General features: G+C 69.9%; 22 protein-coding genes. 18 read left to right on the top strand and 4 right to left on the bottom strand.

Annotation, left to right across the window (positions count from 1 at the left end; all coding sequences use genetic code 11):
- The first annotated feature begins 24 nt into the window (after positions 1-24).
- Positions 25-147, top strand: coding sequence for a hypothetical protein (locus tag ACLU3S_RS12185; protein WP_413951801.1), 123 nt, complete (start codon positions 25-27; stop codon positions 145-147).
- Between the two features lie 23 nt (positions 148-170).
- Positions 171-866 carry a demethylmenaquinone methyltransferase gene (locus ACLU3S_RS12180; protein ID WP_413951800.1) on the top strand — a complete coding sequence of 232 codons (696 nt, stop codon included), beginning with the start codon at positions 171-173 and terminating at the stop codon, positions 864-866.
- A gap of 38 nt (positions 867-904) precedes the next feature.
- Here the strand turns inward: ACLU3S_RS12180 and ACLU3S_RS12175 are convergent, their stop codons facing one another.
- On the bottom strand, positions 905-1,213 hold the full coding sequence (locus ACLU3S_RS12175) for a PASTA domain-containing protein (protein WP_413951799.1): 309 nt from the start codon (positions 1,211-1,213) through the stop codon (positions 905-907).
- Positions 1,214-1,322: 109 nt separating this feature from the next.
- Positions 1,323-1,841 carry a GNAT family N-acetyltransferase gene (locus ACLU3S_RS12170; RefSeq protein ID WP_413951798.1) on the bottom strand — a complete coding sequence of 173 codons (519 nt, stop codon included), beginning with the start codon at positions 1,839-1,841 and terminating at the stop codon, positions 1,323-1,325.
- A 98-nt stretch (positions 1,842-1,939) separates the two neighbouring features.
- Between ACLU3S_RS12170 and ACLU3S_RS12165 the strand changes: the two genes are divergently transcribed.
- The gene (locus ACLU3S_RS12165) at positions 1,940-3,232 is read left to right on the top strand and encodes a geranylgeranyl reductase family protein (RefSeq protein ID WP_413951797.1); all 1,293 of its coding nucleotides are present in this window, start codon (positions 1,940-1,942) and stop codon (positions 3,230-3,232) included.
- 7 nt (positions 3,233-3,239) lie between these two features.
- On the opposite strand, the gene def is transcribed toward ACLU3S_RS12165, so the two are convergent.
- Both def and ACLU3S_RS12155 read right to left on the bottom strand, forming a co-directional pair.
- The gene (gene def / locus ACLU3S_RS12160; RefSeq protein ID WP_413951796.1) at positions 3,240-3,866 is read right to left on the bottom strand and encodes a peptide deformylase; all 627 of its coding nucleotides are present in this window, start codon (positions 3,864-3,866) and stop codon (positions 3,240-3,242) included.
- Positions 3,867-4,253: 387 nt separating this feature from the next.
- Entirely contained in the window at positions 4,254-5,057 is an 804-nt protein-coding gene (locus ACLU3S_RS12155) for a C40 family peptidase (protein ID WP_413951795.1), read from the bottom strand.
- Positions 5,058-5,800: 743 nt separating this feature from the next.
- On the opposite strand from ACLU3S_RS12155, the gene ACLU3S_RS12150 reads away from it, so the two are divergent.
- From ACLU3S_RS12150 to recQ, 15 genes are all read left to right on the top strand, one after another.
- The gene (locus tag ACLU3S_RS12150) at positions 5,801-6,160 is read left to right on the top strand and encodes an NADH-quinone oxidoreductase subunit A (RefSeq protein ID WP_003992243.1); all 360 of its coding nucleotides are present in this window, start codon (positions 5,801-5,803) and stop codon (positions 6,158-6,160) included.
- A 13-nt stretch (positions 6,161-6,173) separates the two neighbouring features.
- Entirely contained in the window at positions 6,174-6,728 is a 555-nt protein-coding gene (locus ACLU3S_RS12145) for a NuoB/complex I 20 kDa subunit family protein (protein WP_007383964.1), read from the top strand.
- A complete protein-coding gene (locus tag ACLU3S_RS12140) occupies positions 6,725-7,489 on the top strand; it encodes an NADH-quinone oxidoreductase subunit C (RefSeq protein ID WP_413951794.1) in 765 nt (254 codons plus the stop codon). Before ACLU3S_RS12145 ends, ACLU3S_RS12140 begins: the two co-directional genes overlap by 4 nt.
- Complete coding sequence (locus tag ACLU3S_RS12135; protein ID WP_413951793.1) at positions 7,486-8,826, top strand: NADH-quinone oxidoreductase subunit D; 1,341 nt, start codon at positions 7,486-7,488, stop codon at positions 8,824-8,826. Before ACLU3S_RS12140 ends, ACLU3S_RS12135 begins: the two co-directional genes overlap by 4 nt.
- The gene (gene nuoE, locus ACLU3S_RS12130) at positions 8,823-9,689 is read left to right on the top strand and encodes an NADH-quinone oxidoreductase subunit NuoE (RefSeq protein WP_413951792.1); all 867 of its coding nucleotides are present in this window, start codon (positions 8,823-8,825) and stop codon (positions 9,687-9,689) included. Before ACLU3S_RS12135 ends, nuoE begins: the two co-directional genes overlap by 4 nt.
- Positions 9,686-11,035: an NADH-quinone oxidoreductase subunit NuoF gene (gene nuoF / locus ACLU3S_RS12125; protein ID WP_413951791.1), complete on the top strand. Its 1,350-nt coding sequence runs from the start codon at positions 9,686-9,688 to the stop codon at positions 11,033-11,035. Before nuoE ends, nuoF begins: the two co-directional genes overlap by 4 nt.
- Positions 11,032-13,536, top strand: coding sequence for an NADH-quinone oxidoreductase subunit G (locus ACLU3S_RS12120; protein WP_413951790.1), 2,505 nt, complete (start codon positions 11,032-11,034; stop codon positions 13,534-13,536). Before nuoF ends, ACLU3S_RS12120 begins: the two co-directional genes overlap by 4 nt.
- Entirely contained in the window at positions 13,533-14,897 is a 1,365-nt protein-coding gene (gene nuoH / locus ACLU3S_RS12115) for an NADH-quinone oxidoreductase subunit NuoH (protein WP_413951789.1), read from the top strand. Before ACLU3S_RS12120 ends, nuoH begins: the two co-directional genes overlap by 4 nt.
- Positions 14,890-15,531 (top strand): NADH-quinone oxidoreductase subunit NuoI, encoded by a 642-nt coding sequence (gene nuoI / locus ACLU3S_RS12110; RefSeq protein ID WP_413951788.1) that lies wholly within the window; start codon positions 14,890-14,892, stop codon positions 15,529-15,531. Before nuoH ends, nuoI begins: the two co-directional genes overlap by 8 nt.
- Entirely contained in the window at positions 15,528-16,370 is an 843-nt protein-coding gene (locus ACLU3S_RS12105; RefSeq protein WP_413951787.1) for an NADH-quinone oxidoreductase subunit J, read from the top strand. The genes nuoI and ACLU3S_RS12105 overlap by 4 nt, the downstream gene beginning before the upstream one ends.
- A complete protein-coding gene (gene nuoK, locus ACLU3S_RS12100; protein ID WP_073901863.1) occupies positions 16,367-16,666 on the top strand; it encodes an NADH-quinone oxidoreductase subunit NuoK in 300 nt (99 codons plus the stop codon). Before ACLU3S_RS12105 ends, nuoK begins: the two co-directional genes overlap by 4 nt.
- Before the next feature lie 15 nt (positions 16,667-16,681).
- Positions 16,682-18,628, top strand: a complete 1,947-nt coding sequence (gene nuoL / locus ACLU3S_RS12095) for an NADH-quinone oxidoreductase subunit L (protein WP_413951786.1) — start codon at positions 16,682-16,684, stop codon at positions 18,626-18,628.
- Between the two features lie 5 nt (positions 18,629-18,633).
- Entirely contained in the window at positions 18,634-20,205 is a 1,572-nt protein-coding gene (locus tag ACLU3S_RS12090; protein WP_413951785.1) for an NADH-quinone oxidoreductase subunit M, read from the top strand.
- Positions 20,202-21,851, top strand: coding sequence for an NADH-quinone oxidoreductase subunit NuoN (nuoN, locus tag ACLU3S_RS12085; RefSeq protein WP_413951784.1), 1,650 nt, complete (start codon positions 20,202-20,204; stop codon positions 21,849-21,851). The genes ACLU3S_RS12090 and nuoN overlap by 4 nt, the downstream gene beginning before the upstream one ends.
- Positions 21,852-22,082: 231 nt before the next feature.
- Positions 22,083-24,065 carry a DNA helicase RecQ gene (gene recQ, locus ACLU3S_RS12080; RefSeq protein ID WP_413951783.1) on the top strand — a complete coding sequence of 661 codons (1,983 nt, stop codon included), beginning with the start codon at positions 22,083-22,085 and terminating at the stop codon, positions 24,063-24,065.
- Positions 24,066-24,118 lie beyond the last annotated feature (53 nt).

The following is a 24,118-nucleotide window of genomic DNA, read 5'->3' as shown; positions in this document are numbered from 1 at the left end:
GCCTCGGGCGTGCCGTGCGGCCGGGTGGAGGACGTCATCGAGGCCTTGGTCCTGCTGCGCCGCCGGGTGAAGACGTCATCGACGGCCCTGCTGTGCCGCCGGGTGGAGGACGTCGCGGTGCGCGACGAGCCCCGGCTCCTGCCGTGAAGGCGTGCTGCAACAATGGGCGGGTGACCCGCGCATCCCTGGACAAGCAGCCGCACGAAGTCGCCTCGATGTTCGACAACGTGGCGGAACGGTACGACCTGACCAACGACGTGCTGTCCCTGGGACAGGACCGGCGCTGGCGCAAGGAGGTGGCGAGCGCGGTCGACGCGCGCCCCGCGCAGAAGGTCCTCGACCTCGCCGCCGGCACGGCCACCTCCTCGCTGCCCTTCACGCGGACCGGCGCGTATGTCGTCCCCTGCGACTTCTCCCTGGGGATGCTCCAGGTGGGCAAGAAGAAGCACACCTGGCTGCCGTTCACGGCGGGCGACGCGACGAGGCTGCCGTTCAAGGACGACACCTTCGACGCGGTGACCATCTCCTTCGGGCTGCGCAACGTGCAGGACACGGACGCCGCGCTGCGCGAGATGTACCGGGTGACCCGGCCGGGCGGGCGCGTGGTGATCTGCGAGTTCTCGCACCCGACCTGGGCGCCTTTCCGGACCGTCTACACCGAGTACCTGATGCGGGCGCTGCCGCCGGTCGCGCGCGCGGTCTCCTCCAGCCCGGACGCGTACGTCTACCTCGCCGAGTCCATCCGCGCCTGGCCCGACCAGCCCGCCCTCGCCGAACGGCTGCAGAAAGCGGGCTGGTCCCGGGTGGCGTGGCGCAACCTCACCGGTGGCGTGGTCGCACTGCACCGGGGCTTCAAGGACAGCTGAGCCGGGGCTTCAAGGACGGCTGAGCCGGCGCCTCCGGCTCACCGGTTGATCATCTCGAAGGCGTCCCCGGGCTCGCCCAGTTCGCGCTGCATCCCACCCGTGGGCGGTCGCGGGATGCGTGGCTCGCGCACGCCTCCGCCGCCCTCGCCCTCACCGAAGTCGAACCACACGTACACCATCGAGTCCGGCGGCACCTCGGCACCGGGCTGCGGGTACTGGCGCACGACGTAGTCGACGAGGGTGCGGTGGAAGTCCGGGCGGTCCGGCGCGTTCAGGAACAGGCCCCGCGCCCGGGCCGTTTCGCGCGCGTCCACGGCCATCAGACCGACCAGCCGTGGTACGCGCACTTCGGGTGTTTTGCGTGTTATGCGCACAGATGTCACCCCCAGCGGTACTGGAAGGGTAACTCCCGGGCGCCCCGGCCGGAAGGCGCCGGTGCCTGTCTGTCACAGAGGACTACTGTGCGTCATCGAGGTGGAGCCGGAAGCAGAGCGCCGACTCGTTCAGGGAGGGGTGCGGGTAGGTCTCCGCCGGCTCCATGCCGAGCCGCCGGGTCACCGCGATCGAGCGCTCGTTGCCCGGCCGCACCATCGCCACCACGCCCGGCACGCCCGCCGCCCGCACCCGCTTCAGGGTCTCGCGCGCGGCCGCCGTGACATACCCCTTGCCCCAGTGCGCCCTTCCGAGCCGCCAGCCGATCTCCGTCTCACCGACGGGACCCCAGTCCGGCCGCCAGGGCTGGGCGCCGGTGAATCCGATGACCTCCCCGGACTCGTCCAGCAGGGTCCACAGGCAGAAGCCGAGTTCCGCGTCGTGCCGCCGCTGGCGCGCGGTGAGCTCCTCGTAGACCGACAGCCCGGCCGGCCGGCCGCCGTAGAACTCCATGACCTCGGGGTCGTTGAAGACCCGGTGCCAGGCGACGGCGTCCTCATGGGTCGGAACGCGCAGCCGTACCGCGGGGAGGGGTCGGTTCACGGGGGCAGCCCTTCAGCCGGGTGATCAATTCTGCTGAATAGACTGCCCATGTCCAGTGCCGGTCGGCACGCAGATTTCGAACTTGGGGAGATCCCGCCGTGACCGTCGTGAAGGAGCCCCTCTCCGAAAACACCGCCGACGTGATCGTCGTCGGCGCGGGGCCGGCCGGCTCCACGACCGCCTACCACCTCGCCAAGGCCGGTCTCGACGTCCTGCTCCTGGAGAAGACCGAGTTCCCGCGCGAGAAGGTGTGCGGCGACGGCCTCACCCCGCGCGCGGTCAAGCAGCTCGTGGCCATGGGCATCGACATCTCCGAGGAGGCCGGCTGGCTGCGCAACAAGGGCCTGCGCATCATCGGCGGCGGCGTCCGCCTCCAGCTGGACTGGCCGGAACTGGCCTCCTACCCGAACTACGGACTCGTCCGCAAGCGCGACGACTTCGACGAGCAGCTCGCCCGCAACGCGCAGAAGGCCGGCGCCCGCCTCTTCGAGCGCTGCAACGTCTCCGGCCCGATCGTCGACGACCGCACCGGCCGCATCACCGGCGTCACCGCCAAGCTCGGCGAGGAGAAGCGCGAGGTCACCTTCCACGCGCCGCTCGTGGTCGCCGCCGACGGCAACTCCACCCGCCTGTCCCTCGCGATGGGCCTGCACCGCCGCGAGGACCGCCCGATGGGCGTCGCCGTGCGCACCTACTTCACCTCGCCGCGCCACGACGACGACTACCTGGAGTCCTGGCTGGAGCTGTGGGACCGGCGCGGCCCCCAGGACCGCCTGCTGCCCGGCTACGGCTGGATCTTCGGCATGGGCGACGGCACCTCGAACGTGGGCCTCGGCGTGCTCAACACCTCCGCCGCCTTCAAGGAGCTGGACTGGCGCGAGATCCTCAAGGCCTGGTGCGCCTCCATGCCCGAGGACTGGGGCTACACCCCCGAGAACATGACCGGCCCGATCCGCGGCGCCGCCCTGCCCATGGCCTTCAACCGCCAGCCGCACTACACGCGCGGGCTGCTGCTCGTCGGCGACGCCGGCGGCCTGGTGAACCCCTTCAACGGCGAGGGCATCGCCTACGCCATGGAGTCCGGCCAGATCGCCGCCGACGTCATCGTGCAGGCCCACGCGAGGGCCACGCCCGCCCAGCGGGAGATCGCCCTGCAGCGCTACCCGCGTGTCCTCAAGGACACCTACGGCGGCTACTACACCCTCGGCCGCGCCTTCGTGAAGCTCATCGGCAACCCGAAGGTCATGCAGATCGCCGCCCAGCGCGGCCTCACTCACCCGCTGCTGATGAAGTTCACCCTGAAGCTGCTGGCGAACCTCACCGACCCCACGGGCGGCGACGCGATGGACCGCATCATCAACGGCCTCAGCAAGGTGGCCCCAAAGGCGTGAGCCCCTCTCAGGGCCGGCTCAGCTCCTCGGCCCGGGCGGCCCGGCGGGCATACACTTCGTCCCGCCGGTCCGCCATCTGCCCCAGTGCGTCCCTTTTCTGTCGCTTGGTGAGCCGGTCCAGGTAGACGTAGCCGTTGGTGTGGTCGGTCTCGTGGGCGAGGCAGCGCGCGAAGTAGCCCGTGCCCTCGACGGCAAGGGCGTTGCCGTCCTTGTCCCGTCCGCGCACGACGGCCCGGTCCGGCCGCGGTACGGCCATGACGGCGCCCGGCACCGACAGGCACCCCTCGCCCTCGTCCAGCAGTCGCCTGCCGTTCAGTGGTGTCTCCAGCACGGGGTTGACGATGTGTCCGACATGTCGGTTTCCATCGTCATCGGGGCAGTCGTACACGAAAAGCCGCAGATCGACCCCGACCTGATTCGCCGCCAGTCCCGCTCCCTCGGCGACGTACATGGTGCGGAACATGTCGTCGACGAGGGCGGCGAGGTCGGGTCCGAACTCGGTGACGTCCCGGCAGGGCTTGTGCAGCACCTCCTCGCCGACCTCGGTGATCCGGCGCACCGCTCCACGCCCGGCCTGGGGGGCGTACCGGGGGAATCGGTCGACGGGGCTTCCCTGCACGAACACGCGTGGCATCGCGCTGTCTCCTTCGCTCGCGTCCGGACCGCCGGGCGGCGGCCCGCACCGAGCATGTCAGGAGCGGCGGGGAGCCCGTGGGGAAGTCGCGCCTCCTGGCCGGGAAGCCGCGCCCGCGGGCGGGAGACGGCGTTCCCTGCACGGGGGCCGCACGGGGGCCGCACGGGGGCCGCACGGGGCGTAGGGGGCTGCACGGGGCCGCACGAGCCCCCGCGGGGCGCAGAGGGCCTCACGGGGCGCAGAGGGCCCCACGGGGCGCAGAGGGCCGCAAGGGGCGCAGAGGCCCGCAAGGGCGCAAGGGGTCCGCAAGGGGCCGCAGGGGACGCCACAGGGGCCGCTGCCCCCGAGCGGCTGCGGCCCCATGCGCGTGAGAGGTGCGGGGTGCGCTCAGAGCACCCGCACGGCCCCGGTGGGCGGGTCGTACGACAGCGGGTGCTCGCCGACGCCGCTGGACGGGTTCTGCGCACCGACGAACATGCCGTCGCCCACGTACACCGCCACGTGGTACGCGCTGCCGGCGCTGCCCCAGTACAGGATGTCGCCCGGCTGCAGGTTGCTCAGGGAGACCTGGGTGCCGGCGGTCGACTGGTCCTGGGAGACGCGCGGCAGGCTGATCCCGACCTGCTTGAAGGCCGTCTGCACGAGGCCGGAGCAGTCGTAGGCGGACGGGCCGGTGGCACCGGAGACGTACGCCTTGCCGATCTGCGCCTTGACGAAGGCGACGACGGCCGCGGCGGAACCGGTGGCCGTGGACGTGCTCGTGGAGGTGGTGCTCGTCGTGGCGGAGAGCGTCGTGCGCTCCGCGCTGCGGGAGGCGCGCGCTGCGGCCTCCTTGCGGGCGGCCTCCGCGGCCTTCTTCTTGGCCTCTGCCTTCTGCTTGGCCTTGGCGAGGTCCGCCTTGGCCTGCTTCGCGGCATTTGCGGCGGCCGCGTCACGCTCGGCCTGCAGCTGGTAGTTCGCCGCGGCCTGCTGGGTGGCGTCCGCGGACTGGGCCGCCTGAGCGGCCAGGTCGGCCGTCAGGGTGGGCAGTTCGAGGGTCTGGGTGACCGGCTCGGCAGCGTTCGCCGATCCGGCAGCCCCGGCGACTGCCAGGGTGCTGAGGACGCCACCGGCAACTCCGGCCCGCATCGCGAGGGTCGACGCGCTGCGGCGGGGTTTCCGGTGGCTGCGTATGTGAGCGGTGTGGGACATGGGAATAACCGGTACCAGGGGCTCCTTCATATCTTCAAGAAACGTGTGCTGCGCCACAATTGCTCAATCGCGGTCCCAAGTCCCGGGCGTGTCGGTCCTTATTGACGCCGTAACGGACATAGCGGACGCCCGTGATCAAGCCCTTGATCACGGTCTTTGATCATTACGTCCGAATTGCCCCCCGCCTACCATCGGTTGGGTTCGTTGGCCAAGCCCGGTTCTCAGGGACCTCTCATGAATGTGGCGGAGGTCACGGAACGGTTACCGGAAGGGCGGCGTCCCTGCGCGTGCCGAGCTCGTGAACGCGTGCACGCGCGTTCTCTCGTCCACATCGCGCCCCGGCCCTCCCTCTGATGTGTGAACGCGACCCTCTAGCAGCTCCGTGTGTCCGGCGCCAATTTGCATGCATCGGAAGCCTCTTGATATGGAGACGCCCCCTCCGGCCTGCGACGACGCGCGAGAATGTCACTTCTGGTGATCAACTGAACGCTTCGCGTGTGAAGATCACCCATCATCCGACTTCATGATCCTTCGTCAGGTGGTGGAGATCACAAAGCTTGTGGAATACCCCGTGTCGCAGATCACAGAGCGGCAGGCATAAGATGCGAGGCAGTTGGGCTTGTGACCTGCTTCACATGTTCTCGATCTTCGCCGGGACCGGCGGGGTCCGTGGGACAGGCGAGGCGGATGTGAGCCCAGTGCAACCGCCAGCAGTCAGTGCCGACTGAGAGGAGCGAGGAGCGGTGAACGCGTATGCGCCCATCCTCGTACTGGGAGCCCTCGGGGCAGGCTTTGCGATCTTCTCCGTGGTCATGGCCACACTGATCGGTCCCAAGCGGTACAACCGCGCCAAGCTCGAGGCCTACGAGTGCGGTATCGAGCCGACCCCCACGCCGGCCGGCGGCGGGCGCTTCCCCATCAAGTACTACCTGACGGCGATGCTCTTCATCGTCTTCGACATCGAGATCGTCTTCCTCTACCCCTGGGCCGTCACCTTCGACGCCCTGGGGATTTTCGGGCTCGTGGAGATGCTGCTCTTCGTGCTCACCGTCTTCGTCGCGTACGCGTACGTATGGCGGCGCGGCGGCCTGGAATGGGACTGAGGGGCCTTTAGACATGGGACTCGAAGAAAAGCTGCCGAGCGGCTTCCTGCTGACCACCGTCGAACAGGCCGCGGGCTGGGTGCGCAAGGCGTCCGTCTTCCCGGCCACCTTCGGCCTCGCCTGCTGCGCCATCGAGATGATGACCACCGGCGCCGGCCGTTACGACCTGGCCCGCTTCGGCATGGAGGTCTTCCGCGGCTCGCCGCGCCAGGCCGACCTGATGATCGTCGCGGGCCGGGTCAGCCAGAAGATGGCGCCGGTCCTGAGGCAGGTCTACGACCAGATGCCCAACCCCAAGTGGGTGATCTCCATGGGCGTCTGCGCCTCCTCGGGCGGCATGTTCAACAACTACGCGATCGTCCAGGGCGTCGACCACATCGTCCCGGTCGACATCTACCTCCCCGGCTGCCCGCCCCGCCCCGAGATGCTGATGGACGCGATCCTCAAGCTCCACCAGAAGATCCAGTCCTCCAAGCTCGGCGTGAACGCCGAGGAAGCGGCCCGCGAGGCGGAGGAGGCGGCGCTCAAGGCCCTGCCCACCATCGAGATGAAGGGGCTGCTGCGGTGAGCGACGCGAACGGCACCCACGGCGCGAACGGGTCCGCGAACGGGGTGAACCCCGAGAAGGACCTCTCCGCCTCCAACCTCCCCGGCCGGCGCGGCCAGGGCGGCGAGGAGATCCGCGTCCAGCGCGGCATGTTCGGCGCCAACAACGGCGGCGACACCTCCGGCTACGGCGGCCTGGTCCGCTCGGTCCGACTCCCGGGACCGGCGACCCGCCCCTACGGCGGCTGGTTCGACGAGGTCGCCGACGAGCTGGAGGGCGCCCTCGACGAGCAGGGGCTCCTCCCCGAGAACGCCATCGAGAAGACGGTCGTCGACCGCGGCGAGATCACCTTCCACATCGAACGCGAGCACCTGCTCCGCGTCGCCCGCATCCTGCGCGACGACCCGGCCCTGCGCTTCGAGCTCTGCACCGGCGTGAGCGGAGTGCACTACCCGCACGACAAGGGCCGCGAGCTGCACGCCGTCTACCACCTGCGCTCGATCACCCACAACCGGCTGATCCGCCTCGAGGTCAGCGCACCCGACGGCGACCCGCACATCCCGTCCCTGGTCTCCGTGTATCCGACCAACGACTGGCACGAGCGCGAGACCTACGACTTCTTCGGGATCGTCTTCGACGGCCATCCGGCGCTGACGCGGATCATGATGCCGGACGACTGGCAGGGCCACCCGCAGCGCAAGGACTACCCCCTCGGCGGCATCCCCGTCGAGTACAAGGGCGCCCAGATCCCGGCTCCGGACCAGCGGAGGTCGTACTCGTGAGCACGCAGTCAGCATCCGCCGCGTCGGCCGCCTCGGCACGCGAGACCACCGAGGGCACCGTCTACACGGTCACCGGTGGCGACTGGGACGAGGTCGTCCAGTCCGCGGCCCGCGCCGACGACGAGCGCATCGTTGTCAACATGGGTCCGCAGCACCCCTCCACCCACGGGGTGCTCCGCCTGATCCTGGAGATCGAGGGCGAGACGGTCACCGAGGCCCGCTGCGGCATCGGCTATCTGCACACCGGCATCGAGAAGAACCTCGAGTTCCGCACGTGGACGCAGGGCACCACCTTCGTCACGCGCATGGACTACCTGACGTCCTTCTTCAACGAGACCGCCTACTGCCTCGCCGTCGAGAAGCTCCTCGGCATCGAGGACCAGATCACCGAGCGCGCCAAGATCATCCGGGTGCTCCTGATGGAGCTGAACCGGCTCTCCTCCCACCTGGTGTGCATCGCCACCGGCGGCATGGAGCTCGGCGCCACCACGATCATGATCTACGGATTCCGTGATCGTGAAATGATTCTCGACATCTACGAGCTGGTCACGGGCCTGCGGATGAACCACGCGTACATCCGGCCCGGCGGACTCGCCCAGGACCTGCCGCCGGGCGCGGTGGACCAGATCCGCGAGTTCGTGAAGAAGATGAAGAAGAACCTCCCGGAGTACGACAAGCTCGCCACCGGGAACCCCATCTTCAAGGCCCGCATGCAGGACATCGGCTACCTCGACCTGGCCGGCTGCATGGCGCTCGGCGCGACCGGCCCGATCCTGCGGGCCACCGGCCTGCCGCACGACCTGCGCAAGACACAGCCGTACTGCGACTACGAGACGTACGACTTCGACGTCCCGACCGCCGACACCTGCGACGCCTACGGCCGCTTCCTGATCCGGCTGGAGGAGATGCGCCAGTCGCTCGGGATCATCGAGCAGTGCCTGGACCGGCTCCAGCCCGGACCGGTCATGGTCGCCGACAAGAAGATCGCCTGGCCCGCCCAGCTCGCCCTGGGACCGGACGGGCTCGGCAACTCCCTCGACCACATCAAGAAGATCATGGGCACCTCCATGGAGGCCCTGATCCACCACTTCAAGCTGGTGACCGAGGGCTTCCGCGTCCCGCCGGGACAGGCGTACGCGGCCGTCGAGTCGCCCAAGGGCGAGCTCGGCGTGCACGCCGTCTCCGACGGCGGCACCCGCCCCTACCGGGTCCACTTCCGCGACCCGTCCTTCACCAACCTGCAGGCCATGGCGGCGATGTGCGAGGGCGGCCAGGTCGCCGACGTGATCGTCGCCGTCGCGTCCATCGACCCCGTGATGGGAGGCGTCGACCGGTGACCACCTCTTCTTCCGAGCGGGGCGTCAGCCTGGGCATGCCCGAGCTGCCCGCGCCCGCCTACCCGGACGACGTCCAGGCCCGGCTGGAGGCGGACGCGCGCGAGGTGATCGCGCGCTACCCGGACTCCCGGTCCGCCCTGCTGCCGCTGCTCCACCTCGTGCAGTCGGAGGAGGGCCACGTCACGCGCACCGGGATGCGGTTCTGCGCGGACATGCTCGGCCTGACCACGGCCGAGGTGACCGCGGTCGCCACCTTCTACACCATGTACCGACGCAAGCCGTCCGGTGACTACCAGGTGGGCGTGTGCACCAACACGCTGTGCGCGGTGATGGGCGGAGACGCGATCTTCGAAACCCTCCAGGAGCACCTGGGCGTCGGCAACGGCGAGACCACCGACGACGGCAAGGTCACCCTGGAGCACATCGAGTGCAACGCGGCCTGCGACTACGCGCCGGTCGTGATGGTCAACTGGGAGTTCTTCGACAACCAGACGCCCGGCAGCGCCAAGCAGCTGGTCGACGACCTGCGCGCGGGACGGCCCGTCCAGCCCACGCGCGGGGCGCGGCTGTGCACCTTCAAGGAGACCGCGCGGATCCTGGCCGGCTTCCCCGACGAGCGGCCCGGGGCCGTCGAGGAGGGCGGCAGTGCGGGACCCGCGTCGCTGGTGGGCCTTCGCCTGGCAAGGGGAGAGGCTGCACCCGCGCGCGTGGTCCATCCGCGCGGAGGTCCGCATGAGGAACCGCAGGACAGGGTGCACGAGCCGTCGCCGGCCGAGCACCTCAGCTCCCACGACGCGCCGCAGGACACATCGGCCACCGACCCGGCTCACCCCGCAGGGCCTACCGCAGAGGAGGGGGAGTGATGACCGTGGCAGCCGAACTCAAGGACTCGAGCCCCGAGAAGCTGCTCGCACCCGTGCTGTCGGCCTTCTGGGACGAGGACCGGTCCTGGAGCCTGGACGTCTACCGGAGGCACGAAGGGTACGAGGGGCTGCGCAAGGCGCTCGCCATGTCACCGGACGACCTGATCGCGTACGTCAAGGAGTCCGGACTGCGCGGGCGCGGCGGCGCGGGATTCCCGACCGGAATGAAGTGGCAGTTCATTCCGCAGGGTGATGGAAAACCGCACTATCTAGTTGTCAACGCCGACGAATCGGAGCCCGGGACCTGCAAGGACATCCCGCTCCTCTTCGCGAACCCGCACAGCCTCATCGAGGGCATTGTGATCGCGTGCTATGCCATCAGGTCGTCGCATGCCTTCATCTATCTGCGTGGTGAAGTCGTCCCCGTTCTGCGGCGGTTGCACGAGGCCGTGCGCGAGGCCTACGCGGCGGGCTACCTCGGCGAGAACATCCTCGGCAGCGGACTCGACCTCCAACTCACCGTGCACGCGGGCGCCGGCGCCTACATCTGCGGTGAGGAGACCGCGCTGCTCGACTCGCTCGAAGGCCGCCGTGGTCAACCGCGGCTGCGTCCCCCCTTCCCTGCGGTGGAAGGCCTCTACGCCTGTCCGACTGTTGTGAACAACGTCGAGTCGATCGCATCAGTTCCCGCCATCCTGAAAAACGGCAAGGAATGGTTCAGGTCGATGGGCAGCGAGAAGTCACCCGGCTTCACGCTCTACTCGCTCAGCGGCCACGTCGCGAGCCCCGGCCAGTACGAGGCCCCGCTCGGCATCACGCTCCGCCAGCTGCTCGACATGAGCGGCGGGATGCGCCCCGGCCACCGGCTGAAGTTCTGGACACCGGGCGGTTCTTCCACGCCGATGTTCACCGACGAGCACCTCGACGTCCCCCTCGACTACGAAGGGGTGGGCGCCGCCGGCTCCATGCTCGGCACCAAGGCCCTGCAGTGCTTCGACGAGACGACCTGCGTGGTACGGGCGGTGACCCGCTGGACCGAGTTCTACGCCCACGAGTCCTGCGGCAAGTGCACGCCCTGCCGCGAGGGGACGTACTGGCTGGTGCAGTTGCTGCGGGACATCGAGGCCGGCAAGGGCACCATGTCCGACCTCGACAAGCTCGCGGACATCGCCGACAACATCAACGGCAAGTCCTTCTGCGCCCTCGGCGACGGCGCGGCCTCCCCGATCTTCTCCTCGCTGAAGTACTTCCGCGAGGAGTACGAGCAGCACATCACGGGCCGGGGCTGTCCCTTCGACCCGGCCAAGTCGACGGCCTGGGCGGACCGCCCGGAGGTGAACGCATGACCGTGACCACGAGCGCCCCCACCGGAGGGGGAGAGGCGGCGGTCCCGCCGGAAGACCTCGTCACGCTGACGATCGACGGCGTGGAGATCAGCGTGCCCAAGGGCACCCTGGTCATCCGTGCCGCCGAGCAGCTCGGCATCGAGATCCCGCGGTTCTGCGACCACCCCCTCCTGGACCCGGTGGGCGCCTGCCGGCAGTGCATCGTCGAGGTCGAGGGCCAGCGCAAGCCGATGGCGTCCTGCACCATCACCTGCACCGACGGCATGGTGGTGAAGACGCACCTGACCTCGCCGGTCGCCGAGAAGGCCCAGAAGGGTGTGATGGAGCTGCTGCTCATCAACCACCCGCTGGACTGCCCGGTCTGCGACAAGGGCGGCGAGTGCCCGCTGCAGAACCAGGCCATGTCGCACGGCAAGGCCGAGTCCCGCTTCGACGGCAAGAAGCGCACCTACGAGAAGCCCGTGCCGATCTCCACGCAGGTGCTGCTCGACCGCGAGCGGTGCGTGTTGTGCGCCCGCTGCACCCGCTTCTCCAACCAGGTTGCCGGCGACCCGATGATCGAGCTGGTGGAGCGCGGAGCGCTGCAGCAGGTGGGCACCGGCGAGGGCGACCCGTTCGAGTCGTACTTCTCCGGCAACACCATCCAGATCTGCCCGGTCGGGGCGCTCACCTCGGCGGCCTATCGTTTCCGCTCCCGCCCGTTCGACCTGATCTCCTCGCCGTCGGTGTGCGAGCACTGCTCCGGGGGCTGCGCCACGCGCACCGACCACCGGCGCGGCAAGGTCATGCGGCGGCTCGCCGCCAACGACCCCGAGGTCAACGAGGAGTGGATCTGCGACAAGGGACGCTTCGCGTTCCGGTACGCGCAGCTGAAGGACCGCCTCGACACCCCGCTGGTCCGGGACGCCGACGGTGTCCTGCGGCCCGCCTCGTGGCCGGAGGCGCTGGAGGCGGCCGCGCAGGGCCTGACCGCCGCCCGCTCCCGGGCCGGTGTCCTCATCGGCGGCCGGCTGACCGTCGAGGACGCCTACGCGTACAGCAAGTTCGCGCGGGTGGCCCTCGACACCAACGACATCGACTTCCGCGCGCGTGTGCACAGCGGCGAGGAGGCCGACTTCCTGGCCTCTCGGGTGGCGGGCCACGGCCGCGACCTGGACGGTACGGGCGTCACGTACACCTCGCTGGAGAAGGCGCCCGCCGTCCTGCTCGTCGGCTTCGAGTCGGAGGAGGAGGCACCCGGCGTCTTCCTGCGGCTGCGCAAGGCCTGGCGCAAACGCCAGCAGAAGGTGTTCGCGGTGGCCACGCACGCGACCCGGGGCCTTCAGAAGGCGGGCGGCACCCTGCTGCCGGCCGCTCCCGGCACCGAGACCGAGTGGCTGGACGCCCTCGCGAGCGGCGTCGGCCTGGAGGAGCCCGGGACCCGCGCCGCCGAGGCGCTGCGCGCCGAGGGCGCGGTGATCGTCGTGGGTGAGCGGCTCGCCTCGGTCGCAGGCGGGCTCACCGCCGCGGTGCGCGCCGCGACCGCGACCGGCGCCCAGCTGGTGTGGATCCCGCGCCGGGCCGGCGAGCGCGGCGCCGTCGAGGTCGGCGCGCTGCCGTCGCTGCTGCCGGGCGGCCGCCCCGCGACCGACCCCCGCGCGCGTGAGGAGGTCGCCGCAGTCTGGGGCGTGGCCGAACTCCCGCTGCGCTACGGCCGCGACACCCGCCAGATCGTCGAGGCCGCGGCGAGCGGCGAACTGTCGGCACTGGTGGTCGCTGGTGTGGAGGCCGCCGACCTGCCCGACCCGGCACGCGCGCGTGAGGCGTTCGACAACGTCGGGTTCCTGGTGTCGCTGGAGCTGCGGCCCAGCGAGGTCACCGAGCGCGCCGACGTCGTCCTGCCGGTCGCCGCGGTCGCCGAGAAGGCGGGCACCTTCCTGAACTGGGAAGGCAGGGTGCGCTTCTTCGAGGCCGCCCTCAAGCCCGACCAGATGACCCGCCGCCTCGCACCCACCGACGCGCGCGTGCTGCAGATGCTGGCCGACGCCATGGACGTCCACCTGGGCCTGCCGGACCTGCGCACCACGCGCGCGGAGATCGACCGGCTCGGCTCCTGGGACGGTCCGCGCGCCGCCGAGCCCGTGGAGTCCGCTGCAGTGCTGCCCCGTCCGGCGGCCGGTGAGGCCGTGCTCGCCGGGCACCGGCTGCTGCTCGACCAGGGCGTCCTCCAGGAGGGCGACGAGGCCCTCGCCGGCACCCGGCACGCCGCACGCGCGCGCGTGTCGGCGGCGACGGCCGCCGAGGCCGGCGTCAAGGACGGCGACCTCCTCGCCGTCACGGGCCCCGCCGGAACCACCGCATTCCCGCTCCAGATCACCGGGATGCCCGACCGGGTGGTCTGGCTTCCGCTGAACTCCGCCGGCGCCGGCGTCGCCTCCGACACCGGGGCACTGCCCGGCTCCCTCGTCCGCATCGGCCCGGCGGCACCCGCCGAAGAGGCCCCCAAGGAGGTGGAGGCATGAGCCCGTACCTCGCCGCTGAAGACCTCTCGATGTTCGGCCGCGACCCCTGGTGGCTGGTCGTCGTCAAGGCCGTCTTCTGCTTCGCCTTCCTGATGGTGACCGTGCTGTTCTCCATCGTCTGGGAGCGCAAGGTCGTCGCCTGGATGCAGCTGCGCATCGGCCCCAACCGCCACGGCCCCTGGGGCATGCTCCAGTCGCTCGCCGACGGCGTGAAGCTGATGCTCAAGGAAGACGTCATCGTCAAGCGCGCCGACAAGGTGGTCTACGTCCTGGCGCCGATCGTCGCGGCCATCCCGGCCTTCATGGCGATCGCGGTGATCCCCTTCGGCCCGGCCGACAACGAGATCTCGATCTTCGGTACGCGCACCACGATGCAGCTGACCGACCTGCCCATCGCGATGCTCTACATCCTCGCGGTCGCCTCGGTCGGCATCTACGGCATCGTGCTGGCGGGTTGGAGTTCCGGATCCACCTATCCGCTCCTCGGCGGCCTGCGCTCCTGCGCGCAGATGATCTCCTACGAGATCGCCATGGGTGCCGCCTTCGCCTCGGTGTTCCTCTACTCGGGGTCGATGTCGACGTCGACGATCGTCGAGCAGCAGCACGACCGCTGGTACATCCTGCTGCTGCCCGTCTCCTTCATCCTCTACATCGTCACGATGGTCGGCGAGACCAACCGCGCCCCCTTCGACATGCCGGAGTCCGAGGGCGACCTGGTCGGCGGCTTCAACACCGAGTACTCGTCGATCAAGTTCGCGATGTTCATGCTCGCCGAGTACGTGAACATGGTGACGGTCTCCGCCGTCTCCACCACCCTGTTCCTCGGCGGCTGGCGGGCCCCCTGGCCGATCAGCTCCTTCTGGACGGGCGCCAACCACGGCTGGTGGCCGCTGCTCTGGTTCGTCATCAAGGTCCAGCTGCTGCTGTTCTTCTTCATCTGGCTGCGCGGCACGCTCCCGCGGGTGCGCTACGACCAGCTGATGAAGCTCGGCTGGAAGGTCCTCATCCCGGTCTCCGTGACCTGGCTGATGCTCGTGGCGACCGTACGGGCCCTGCGCAACGAGCACTACGACTTCCCGAGCATCGCCCTGCCCGTCGGCGGAGCGGTCCTCGCCCTGGTGGTGATCTCCTACCTCGTCGACATGTTCCGGGAGAAGGCGAAGGCGGCCGGGCAGCCCGCCGCCGAGCAGCCCGGATTCGACCCGATGGCGGGCGGATTCCCCGTACCGCCGCTGCCCGGACAGGAGCTGCCGCCGGTGCCGAGGCGGCGTCCTCGCCACGAGCGGGAGCTGATTGTCAGTGGCGGACCGGACACTGTCAGTGACGGATCTTCGGATGGAAAGGAGGCGTCCGATGGCTGAGGAGCCCAAGGAGACCAAGCCCGGTTTCCAGAACCCCGTGGCCGGCTTCGGCGTGACCTTCAAGGCCATGTTCAAGAAGCGGCTCACCGAGCAGTACCCGGAGCAGAAGAAGACCACGGCCCCGCGGTTCCACGGACGGCACCAGCTCAACCGCCATCCGGACGGCCTGGAGAAGTGCGTCGGCTGCGAGCTGTGTGCCTGGGCCTGCCCCGCCGACGCCATCTATGTGGAGGGCGCCGACAACACCGACGAGGAGCGCTACTCGCCGGGCGAGCGCTACGGCCGCGTCTACCAGATCAACTACGCCCGCTGCATCCTGTGCGGCCTGTGCATCGAGGCGTGCCCCACGCGCGCGCTGACGATGACCAACGAGTTCGAGCTGGCCGACTCCAGCCGCGCCAACCTCATCTACACCAAGGAGCAACTGCTCGCCGGCCTCGAAGAGGGCATGGTCGACACGCCCCACGCGATCTTCCCCGGGACGACCGAGGAGGACTACTACCGAGGCCTGGTGACGCAGGCCGCGCCCGGCACGGTCCGCCAGGTCGCCCTCTCCAAGGGGGAGGTCCCGCAGGAGGCCGCGTCCACCCCCGGTGAGGACGAGCCGGCCTCGAAGAAGGTGATCGGCCGATGACCGCACAGCTCGCCGCCTACACCACCTCCACCGGTGAGGCCTTCCAGTTCTGGGTCCTCGGCACGGTCGCGGTGCTCGGCGCCCTGGGCACCGTCCTCATGAAGAAGGCCGTGCACAGCGCGCTGTGCCTGGCCGGAACCATGATCGTCCTGGCGGTGTTCTATCTCGCCAACGGCGCCTACTTCCTGGGAATCGTGCAGATCGTCGTCTACACCGGCGCGATCATGATGTTGTTCCTCTTCGTGGTGATGCTCGTCGGCGTCACGGCCGCGGACTCGCTGAAGGAGACCATCAAGGGCCAGCGCTGGCTGGCCCTTCTGTGCGGGATCGGCTTCGCCGTCCTGCTGTTCGCCGGCATCGGGAACGCCGCCCTGAAGGAGTTCGACGGCACGGGCCAGGCGAACGCCAACGGCAATGTGGAGGGCCTCGCCTCCCTCATCTTCACCAAGTACGTCTTCGCCTTCGAAATCACCGGCGCCCTGCTCATCACGGCCGCCGTCGGCGCCATGGTGCTCACCCACCGCGAGCGCACCGAGCGCGCCAAGACCCAGCGCGAGCTGTCCGAACAGCGCGTGAGGGAAGGCAAGCACGTCCCGCCGCTGCCTGCTCCCGGTGTCTACGCCCGGCACAACGCCGTGGACATCGCGGGACTGCTCCCCGACGGCACCCCGTCCGAACTGACCGTCAACAAGACGCTGCGGGAACGCGGTCAGATCCGTGACGTGTCCGCCGAGGCGCTCAACGACCTGCGCGCGCTGGAGCAGCGCGCGGAGGAGCGCCTGGAGCGCAGGGCGATCGAACCGGCGACGTTCAAGCGGTCCGAGGAGGCGTCCAAGTGAATCCGGTCAACTACCTCTATCTCGCCGCGCTGCTGTTCACGATCGGCGCGACCGGCGTACTGATCCGCCGCAACGCGATCGTGGTCTTCATGTGCATCGAGCTGATGCTGAACGCCTGCAACCTCGCGTTCGTCGTCTTCTCCCGGATGCACGGCAACCTCGACGGCCAGATCATCGCCTTCTTCACGATGGTCGTCGCCGCCGCGGAGGTCGTGGTGGGCCTCGCGATCATCGTGTCGCTGTTCCGTACCCGCCACTCGGCCTCGGTCGACGACGCCAGCCTGATGAAGCTGTAAGGGGTCGGAAGAATCGTGGAGAACCTGATCGCGCTGCTCATCGCGGCGCCCCTGCTCGGAGCGGCCGTCCTGCTGGCCGGCGGCCGGCGCCTGGACCGCGTCGGCCACTGGGTCGGCACGCTCCTGTCGGCCGCCTCCTTCGTGTTCGGCCTGATCCTCTTCGCCGACCTGCTCGGCAGGAGCGCCGACCACCGCACCCTGACCCAGCACCTGTGGACGTGGATCTCCGTCGGCAGCTTCCAGGCGGACGTCACCTTCCGCCTCGACCAGCTGTCGATGACCTTCGTCCTCCTCATCACGGGCGTCGGGTCGCTGATCCACCTGTACTCGGTCGGGTACATGGAGCACGACGAGCGGCGCCGCCGCTTCTTCGGCTACCTGAACCTGTTCCTCGCGGCGATGCTGCTGCTCGTCCTCGCCGACAACTACCTGCTGCTCTACGTCGGCTGGGAGGGCGTCGGTCTCGCCTCCTACCTGCTGATCGGCTTCTGGCAGCACAAGCCCAGCGCCGCCACGGCCGCGAAGAAGGCCTTCCTGGTCAACCGCGTCGGCGACATGGGCCTGTCGATCGCGATCATGCTGATGTTCGCCACCTTCGGCAGCTTCGCCTTCGGCCCGGTCTTCGCTCACGCCGGTGACACCTCCCAGGGCAAGCTCACCGCCATCGCGCTGATGCTGCTGCTCGCCGCCTGCGGCAAGTCCGCCCAGGTGCCGCTGCAGTCCTGGCTCGGGGACGCGATGGAGGGCCCGACCCCGGTCTCGGCCCTGATCCACGCGGCGACCATGGTGACCGCGGGCGTCTACCTGATCGTCCGCTCCGCGGCCATCTTCAACGCGGCGCCCGACGCCCAGCTGGCCGTCACCGTGGTCGGTGCGGTCACGCTGCTGTTCGGTGCGATCGTCGGTTGCGCGAAGGACGACATCAAGAAGGCCCTGGCCGGCTCGACCATGTCGCAGATCGGCTACATGGTGCTGGCCGCGGGTCTCGGCCCCATCGGCTACGTCTTCGCGATCATGCACCTGGTCACGCACGGCTTCTTCAAGGCCGGGCTGTTCCTCGGCGCCGGTTCCGTCATGCACGGCATGAACGACGAGGTCGACATGCGCAAGTACGGGGGCCTGCGCAAGTACATGCCGGTCACGTTCGTCACCTTCGGCCTCGGCTACCTGGCCATCATCGGTTTCCCGGGCCTGTCCGGCTTCTTCTCCAAGGACAAGATCATTGAGGCGGCCTTCGCGAAGGGCGGCACCGAGGGGTGGATCCTCGGCGGGGCGGCCCTGCTGGGCGCGGCCATCACCGCCTTCTACATGACGCGCGTGATGCTGATGACCTTCTTCGGGGAGGAGCGCTGGAGGAACCGGCCCACCCGCTCGCCGGAGGCGCCGAGCGCCGAGCCCGCCGCCGAGCACGGCGGCGAGCACGCCGAGCCGCATCCGCACGAGTCCCCGAAGGTCATGACGATCCCGATGATCGTGCTGGCCGTCGGCTCGGTCCTCGGCGGTGGCTTCTTCAGCATCGGCGACCGCTTCCTGCACTGGCTGGAGCCGGTCACCGGGCACAGCGAGGGCCACTCCCCGGTCGGCGCCGGTGCGGTCACGGGCGCGACGATGGTGTGTCTCGTGATCGGTGTGGCCATCGCCTGGGCCCAGTACGGCCGCAGGCCCGTGCCGGCCGTCGCCCCGCGCGGCTCGCTGCTCACCCGCGCGGCCCGCCGCGACCTGCTCCAGGACGACTTCAACCACGTGGTCCTGGTGCGCGGCGGCGAGCACCTGACGCGCTCCCTGGTCTACCTCGACCACACCCTGGTCGACGGCGTGGTCAACGGCACGGCGGCCGGGTTCGGCGGTCTGTCCGGGCGGCTGCGCAGGCTCCAGAACGGCTTCGCCCGCTCCTACGCGGTCTCGATGTTCGGCGGTGCGGCACTACTGGTCGCCGCGACCCTGCTGATGAGGGCGGTCTGATACCGATGTCCTTTCCACTGCTGACAGCGACGGCGGCGCTCCCGGCCCTCGGGGCGGTCGCCACGGCCGCCGTACCGGCCGCGCGGCGCACCGCCGCCAAGTGGCTGGCGCTGGTCGTCTCGCTCGCCACGCTCGCCCTGGCGATCACCGTCCTGGTCCGCTTCGACCCGGCCGGCTCCCGCTACCAGCTCACCGAGTCCCACGCCTGGATCAAGGACTTCGGCGTGCGGTACGAGCTGGGGGTCGACGGCATCGCGGTGGCGCTGATCGCGCTGACCGCCGTACTGATCCCGTTCATCATCCTGGCCGGCTGGCACGACGCCGACCCGCTGGAGACGGGCAGCCGCCGCTGGCGCCCCACCCAGGGCTTCTTCGCGCTGATCCTGGCCGTCGAGGCGATGGTGGTCATCTCCTTCGAGGCCACCGACGTCTTCCTCTTCTACATCTTCTTCGAAGCCATGCTCATCCCGATGTACTTCCTCATCGGCGGCTTCGGGGACCGCGCCCACGCGCAGGGCGAGGAGGCGGCCTCCACGCAGCGGTCGTACGCGGCGGTGAAGTTCCTGCTCTACAACCTCGTCGGCGGTCTGATCATGCTGGCCGCGGTGATCGGCCTGTACGTGGTCGCCGGGAACTTCTCCCTCCAGCAGATCGCCGAGGCCCGGGCCAACGGCTCGCTGCACATGGCGACCAGCACCGAACGCTGGCTGTTCCTGGGCTTCTTCTTCGCCTTCGCGGTGAAGGCGCCGCTGTGGCCGCTGCACACCTGGCTGCCCAACGCCATGCAGGAGTCCACCGCGCCGGTCGCCGTCCTCATCACGGCGGTCGTCGACAAGGTGGGCACCTTCGCGATGCTCCGCTTCTGCCTGCAGCTGTTCCCGCAGGCCAGCAAGTGGGCGACGCCGGTGATCCTCGTCCTGGCCCTGATCAGCATCATCTACGGTGCGCTGCTCGCGGTCGGCCAGCGGGACATCAAGCGCCTGGTGGCCTACGCGTCGATCTCCCACTTCGGCTTCATCGTCATGGGCATCTTCGCGATGACCAGCCAGGGCCAGTCCGGCGCCACGCTCTACATGGTCAACCACGGCATCTCGACGGCGGCCTGGATGCTGGTCGCCGGCTTCCTGATCTCCCGGCGCGGTTCGCGGCTCATGACCGACTACGGCGGTGTGCAGAAGGTCGCCCCCGTGCTCGCCGGAACCTTCCTGATCGGTGGTCTCGCCACCCTCTCGCTGCCCGGTCTCGCGCCGTTCGTGAGCGAGTTCCTGGTGCTGGTCGGCACGTTCACGCGCCACCCGGCGATCGGGATCATCGCCACCTTCGGCATCGTCCTCGCCGCGCTCTACGCCCTCGTGCTCTACCAGCGGACGATGACGGGGCCGGTGAAGCCCGAGGTCTCGGCGATGCCCGACCTCCGCGTGCGGGAGCTCGTGGTCGTCGCCCCGCTGATCGCGCTGCTGATCTTCCTGGGCGTCTACCCGAAGCCCGTGACGGACATCGTCAACCCGGCGGTCAAGCAGACGATGTCCGATGTACACAAGACCGACCCCAAGCCCTCGGTGGAGGCGGCCAAGTGAGCACAACAGCCGTCCACAGCCTGTGGACAACCGCGGCCGACCCGATCTCGAAGATCCCGGCACCCAAGATCGAATACGGACAGCTGTCGCCGACCCTGATCGTCGTCGGCGCGGCGCTGGTCGGGGTGCTCATCGAGGCGTTCGTCCCGCGCAAGTCGCGCTACTACGCGCAGGTGTTCGTGTCGGCCGTGGCCCTGTGCGCCGCGTTCGCCGCGGTCGTCGCGCTCGCGGCCGACGGTTACGGCACCACCAAGGCGCACATCGCGGCCATGGGCGCGATCGCGGTCGACGGCCCGTCCCTCTTCCTGCAGGGCACGATCGTGCTGGCCGGCCTGGTCGGCCTGTTCACGTTCGCCGAGCGGCGCCTGGACCCGGCGGCGCACGGCAACCGGGTCGACTCCTTCGCCGCGCAGGCCGCGTCCGTGCCGGGCAGCGACAGCGAGAAGGCCGCGGTGAAGGCCGGCTTCACCACCACCGAGGTCTTCCCGCTCCTTCTCTTCGCCGTCGCCGGCATGCTGGTGTTCCCCTCGGCCAACGACCTGCTGACGCTCTTCGTGGCCCTGGAGGTCTTCTCCCTGCCGCTGTACCTGCTGTGCGCACTGGCCCGTCGCAAGCGGCTGATGTCGCAGGAGGCCGCGGTCAAGTACTTCCTGCTCGGCGCGTTCGCCTCCGCGTTCACGCTGTTCGGCATCGCCATGCTGTACGGCTACGCCGGCTCGGTGTCCTACGCGCGCATCGCCCAGGTCGTCGACGGCACGGTCACCGGTGTCGACCCGGCGCTGGCCAACACCATGGGCAACGACGCGCTGCTGCTCATCGGCGGCGCGATGATCGTGATGGGCCTGCTGTTCAAGGTGGCCGCGGTGCCGTTCCACATGTGGACCCCGGACGTCTACCAGGGCGCTCCGACCCCGGTCACCGGCTTCATGGCGGCGGCCACGAAGGTGGCCGCGTTCGGCGCGCTGCTGCGGCTGCTGTACGTCGTCCTGCCCGGCATGCGCTGGGACTGGCGCCCAGTGATGTGGGCGGTGGCGATCATCACGATGCTCGGCGGCGCGATCGTCGCGATCACGCAGACCGACATCAAGCGGCTGCTGGCCTACTCGTCCATCGCGCACGCCGGGTTCATCCTCGCGGGTGTCATCGCGACCTCGAAGGACGGTGTGTCGTCCGTCCTCTTCTACCTGGCGGGATACTCCTTCGTCACCATCGGCGCCTTCGCGGTGGTCACGCTCGTGCGCGACGCGGGCGGCGAGGCCACCCACCTGTCCAAGTGGGCCGGGCTCGGTCGCCGGTCGCCGCTGGTGGCAGCCGTGTTCGCGGTCTTCCTGCTCGCCTTCGCCGGCATCCCGTTGACCTCCGGCTTCGCCGGAAAGTTCGCCGTGTTCAAGGCGGCGGCGGCCGGTGGCGCGGTCCCGCTGGTCGTGATCGGTGTGATCTCCTCGGCGATCGCCGCGTTCTTCTACATCCGCGTGATCGTGCTGATGTTCTTCAGCGAGCCGAAGCCCGAGGGCCCGACCGTGGCGGTGCCGTCGCCGCTGACCACGCTGGCGATCGGCATCGGCGTGGCTGTGACCGTCGTGCTCGGCGTGGCGCCGCAGTACTTCCTGGACCTGGCGAGCCAGGCAGGGGTGTTCGTGCGCTGACGCCCACCGTGCCCATGCCGCTGCCCGGCAGCCCGCCAGAAGGCGGGTGCCGGGCAGCGGCGTCTCCGGGGAGGCGGGCAGCCCTCGTGGGAACACGTGTACGACATTCGGGTCCCTGGCCGGAGGGTGCTCGGGGTGGCCTGTGGACAACTTCCGGCACTGTCGGCGCGGGCCCCTATCGTTGACGCAGTGGTCGAGGGACGGCACACGGGGGACAGACGGGGACCGACGATGGATGCGACGGGCGGGATCAGCGAGATGCCAGGGTTGACCGAAGGGCCGGGCGCGGCCGGCAGCGAGGCGCTGGCCACGCTGCACCGGGTCTTCGGGTACGAGGCCTTCCGGGGCGAGCAGCAGGCGGTCATCGAGCACGTGGTGGCGGGCGGCGACGCCGTCGTGCTCATGCCGACCGGTGGCGGCAAGTCGCTGTGCTACCAGATCCCGGCCCTGGTCAGACCCGGCACCGGCATCGTGGTCTCACCGCTCATCGCGCTCATGCAGGACCAGGTGGACGCCCTGCGCGCCCTCGGCGTGCGGGCCGGGTTCATCAACTCCACGCAGGACTTCGACGAGCGGCGCACGGTCGAGGCCGAGTTCCTGGCCGGCGAGCTGGACCTGCTGTACCTGGCGCCGGAGCGGCTGCGCCTGGACGGCACCCTCGACCTGCTCTCCCGCGGCAAGATCTCCGTCTTCGCGATCGACGAGGCCCACTGCGTGTCCCAGTGGGGCCACGACTTCCGCCCCGACTACCTCACCCTGGCGCTCCTCGGCGAGCGCTGGCCGGACGTCCCCCGGATCGCCCTCACCGCCACGGCCACGCGCGCCACCCACGAGGAGATCACTCAGCGGCTCGGCCTGCCGGCGGCCCGCCATTTCGTCGCCAGCTTCGACCGGCCCAACATCCAGTACCGCATCGTGCCCAAGGCCGACCCGAAAAAGCAGCTGCTCACCTTCCTGCGGGAGGAGCACGCGGGCGACGCCGGGATCGTGTACTGCCTCTCGCGCAACTCGGTGGAGCGGACGGCGGAGTTCCTCACCGCGGGCGGCATCGAGGTGGTGCCGTATCACGCGGGCCTGGACGCGGGCACCCGCGCCGCGCACCAGGCCAGGTTCCTGCGCGAGGACGGCCTGGTCGTGGTGGCGACCATCGCCTTCGGCATGGGCATCGACAAGCCCGACGTCCGCTTCGTGGCCCACCTCGACCTGCCCAAGTCGATCGAGGGCTACTACCAGGAGACAGGCCGTGCGGGCCGCGACGGCCTGCCGTCCACGGCCTGGATGGCGTACGGCCTGAACGACGTCGTACAGCAGCGCAAGCTGATCCAGTCGGGCGAGGGCGACGAGGCGTTCCGCCGCCGGGCGTCCGCCCACCTCGACGCGATGCTCGCGCTGTGCGAGACGGCGCAGTGCCGCCGCGGTCAGCTGCTCGCCTACTTCGGCCAGGACGCCGATCCGGCGGGCTGCGGCAACTGCGACACCTGCCTCGCCCCGCCGGAGACCTGGGACGGCACCATCGCCGCGCAGAAGGTGCTGTCGACGGTCGTACGGCTGCAGCGCGAGCGCGGGCAGAAGTTCGGCGCCCTGCAGATCGTCGACATCCTGCTCGGCAAGCGCACCGGCAAGGTGATCCAGTTCGACCACGACCAGCTGTCCGTCTTCGGTATCGGCCAGGACCTCACCGAGGGCGAATGGCGGGGCGTCATCCGGCAGTTGCTGGCCCAGGGACTGCTCGCCGTCGAGGGGGAGTACGGCACGCTGGTGCTCACCGGGGCGAGCGGTTCGGTGCTGCGGCGGGAACGGGAGGTTCCGCTGCGCAAGGAGCCGAAGAAGCCGGCCGCCTCCCGGTCGCGGCCGGACGGCGGCTCCGGCGGCGACCGCAAGGCCAAGGCCGCCGCGGCCGAGCTGCCCGACGAACTGCTGCCCGCCTTCGAGGCGCTGCGCGCCTGGCGCGCCGACCGGGCGCGGGAGCAGGGCGTCCCGGCCTACGTCATCTTCCACGACGCCACGCTGCGGGAGATCGTCACCCGCCGGCCCGGCTCGGTGCGCGAGCTGGGCACGGTGAGCGGGGTCGGCGAGAAGAAGCTGGCGACGTACGGGGAAGGCGTGCTCGAGGTCCTGGCCTCCCTGGACGCCCCGGCCGGATCCGTGGAGGACGCACCGGCGGACGCGGCCTCCGTGGAGGACGAGGAGCCCGAGCCGGACGCCTGGACATAGGGGACCGGGGACCGGCCTGGGGGCGCGATGCCACGGCACGGGCGGCGAGCGGC

It is taken from the genome of Streptomyces sp. AF1A (assembly GCF_047340315.1).
Taxonomy (GTDB): domain Bacteria; phylum Actinomycetota; class Actinomycetes; order Streptomycetales; family Streptomycetaceae; genus Streptomyces.
The sequence above is the reverse complement of the archived record's forward strand: the minus strand, read 5'-3'. Positions and strand labels throughout refer to the sequence as shown.

Excerpts from the sequence above, each read along its gene's own strand:
- nuoI (WP_413951788.1), top strand. The coding sequence starts at position 14,890 with ATGGCTGAGGAGCCCAAGGAGACCAAGCCCGGTTTCCAGAACCCCGTG.
- ACLU3S_RS12155 (WP_413951795.1), bottom strand. The coding sequence starts at position 5,057 with ATGTCCCACACCGCTCACATACGCAGCCACCGGAAACCCCGCCGCAGC.
- nuoH (WP_413951789.1), top strand. The coding sequence starts at position 13,533 with ATGAGCCCGTACCTCGCCGCTGAAGACCTCTCGATGTTCGGCCGCGAC.
- ACLU3S_RS12145 (WP_007383964.1), top strand. The coding sequence starts at position 6,174 with ATGGGACTCGAAGAAAAGCTGCCGAGCGGCTTCCTGCTGACCACCGTC.
- recQ (WP_413951783.1), top strand. The coding sequence starts at position 22,083 with ATGGATGCGACGGGCGGGATCAGCGAGATGCCAGGGTTGACCGAAGGG.
- def (WP_413951796.1), bottom strand. The coding sequence starts at position 3,866 with ATGCCACGCGTGTTCGTGCAGGGAAGCCCCGTCGACCGATTCCCCCGG.
- ACLU3S_RS12090 (WP_413951785.1), top strand. The coding sequence starts at position 18,634 with ATGTCCTTTCCACTGCTGACAGCGACGGCGGCGCTCCCGGCCCTCGGG.
- ACLU3S_RS12105 (WP_413951787.1), top strand. The coding sequence starts at position 15,528 with ATGACCGCACAGCTCGCCGCCTACACCACCTCCACCGGTGAGGCCTTC.
- ACLU3S_RS12120 (WP_413951790.1), top strand. The coding sequence starts at position 11,032 with ATGACCGTGACCACGAGCGCCCCCACCGGAGGGGGAGAGGCGGCGGTC.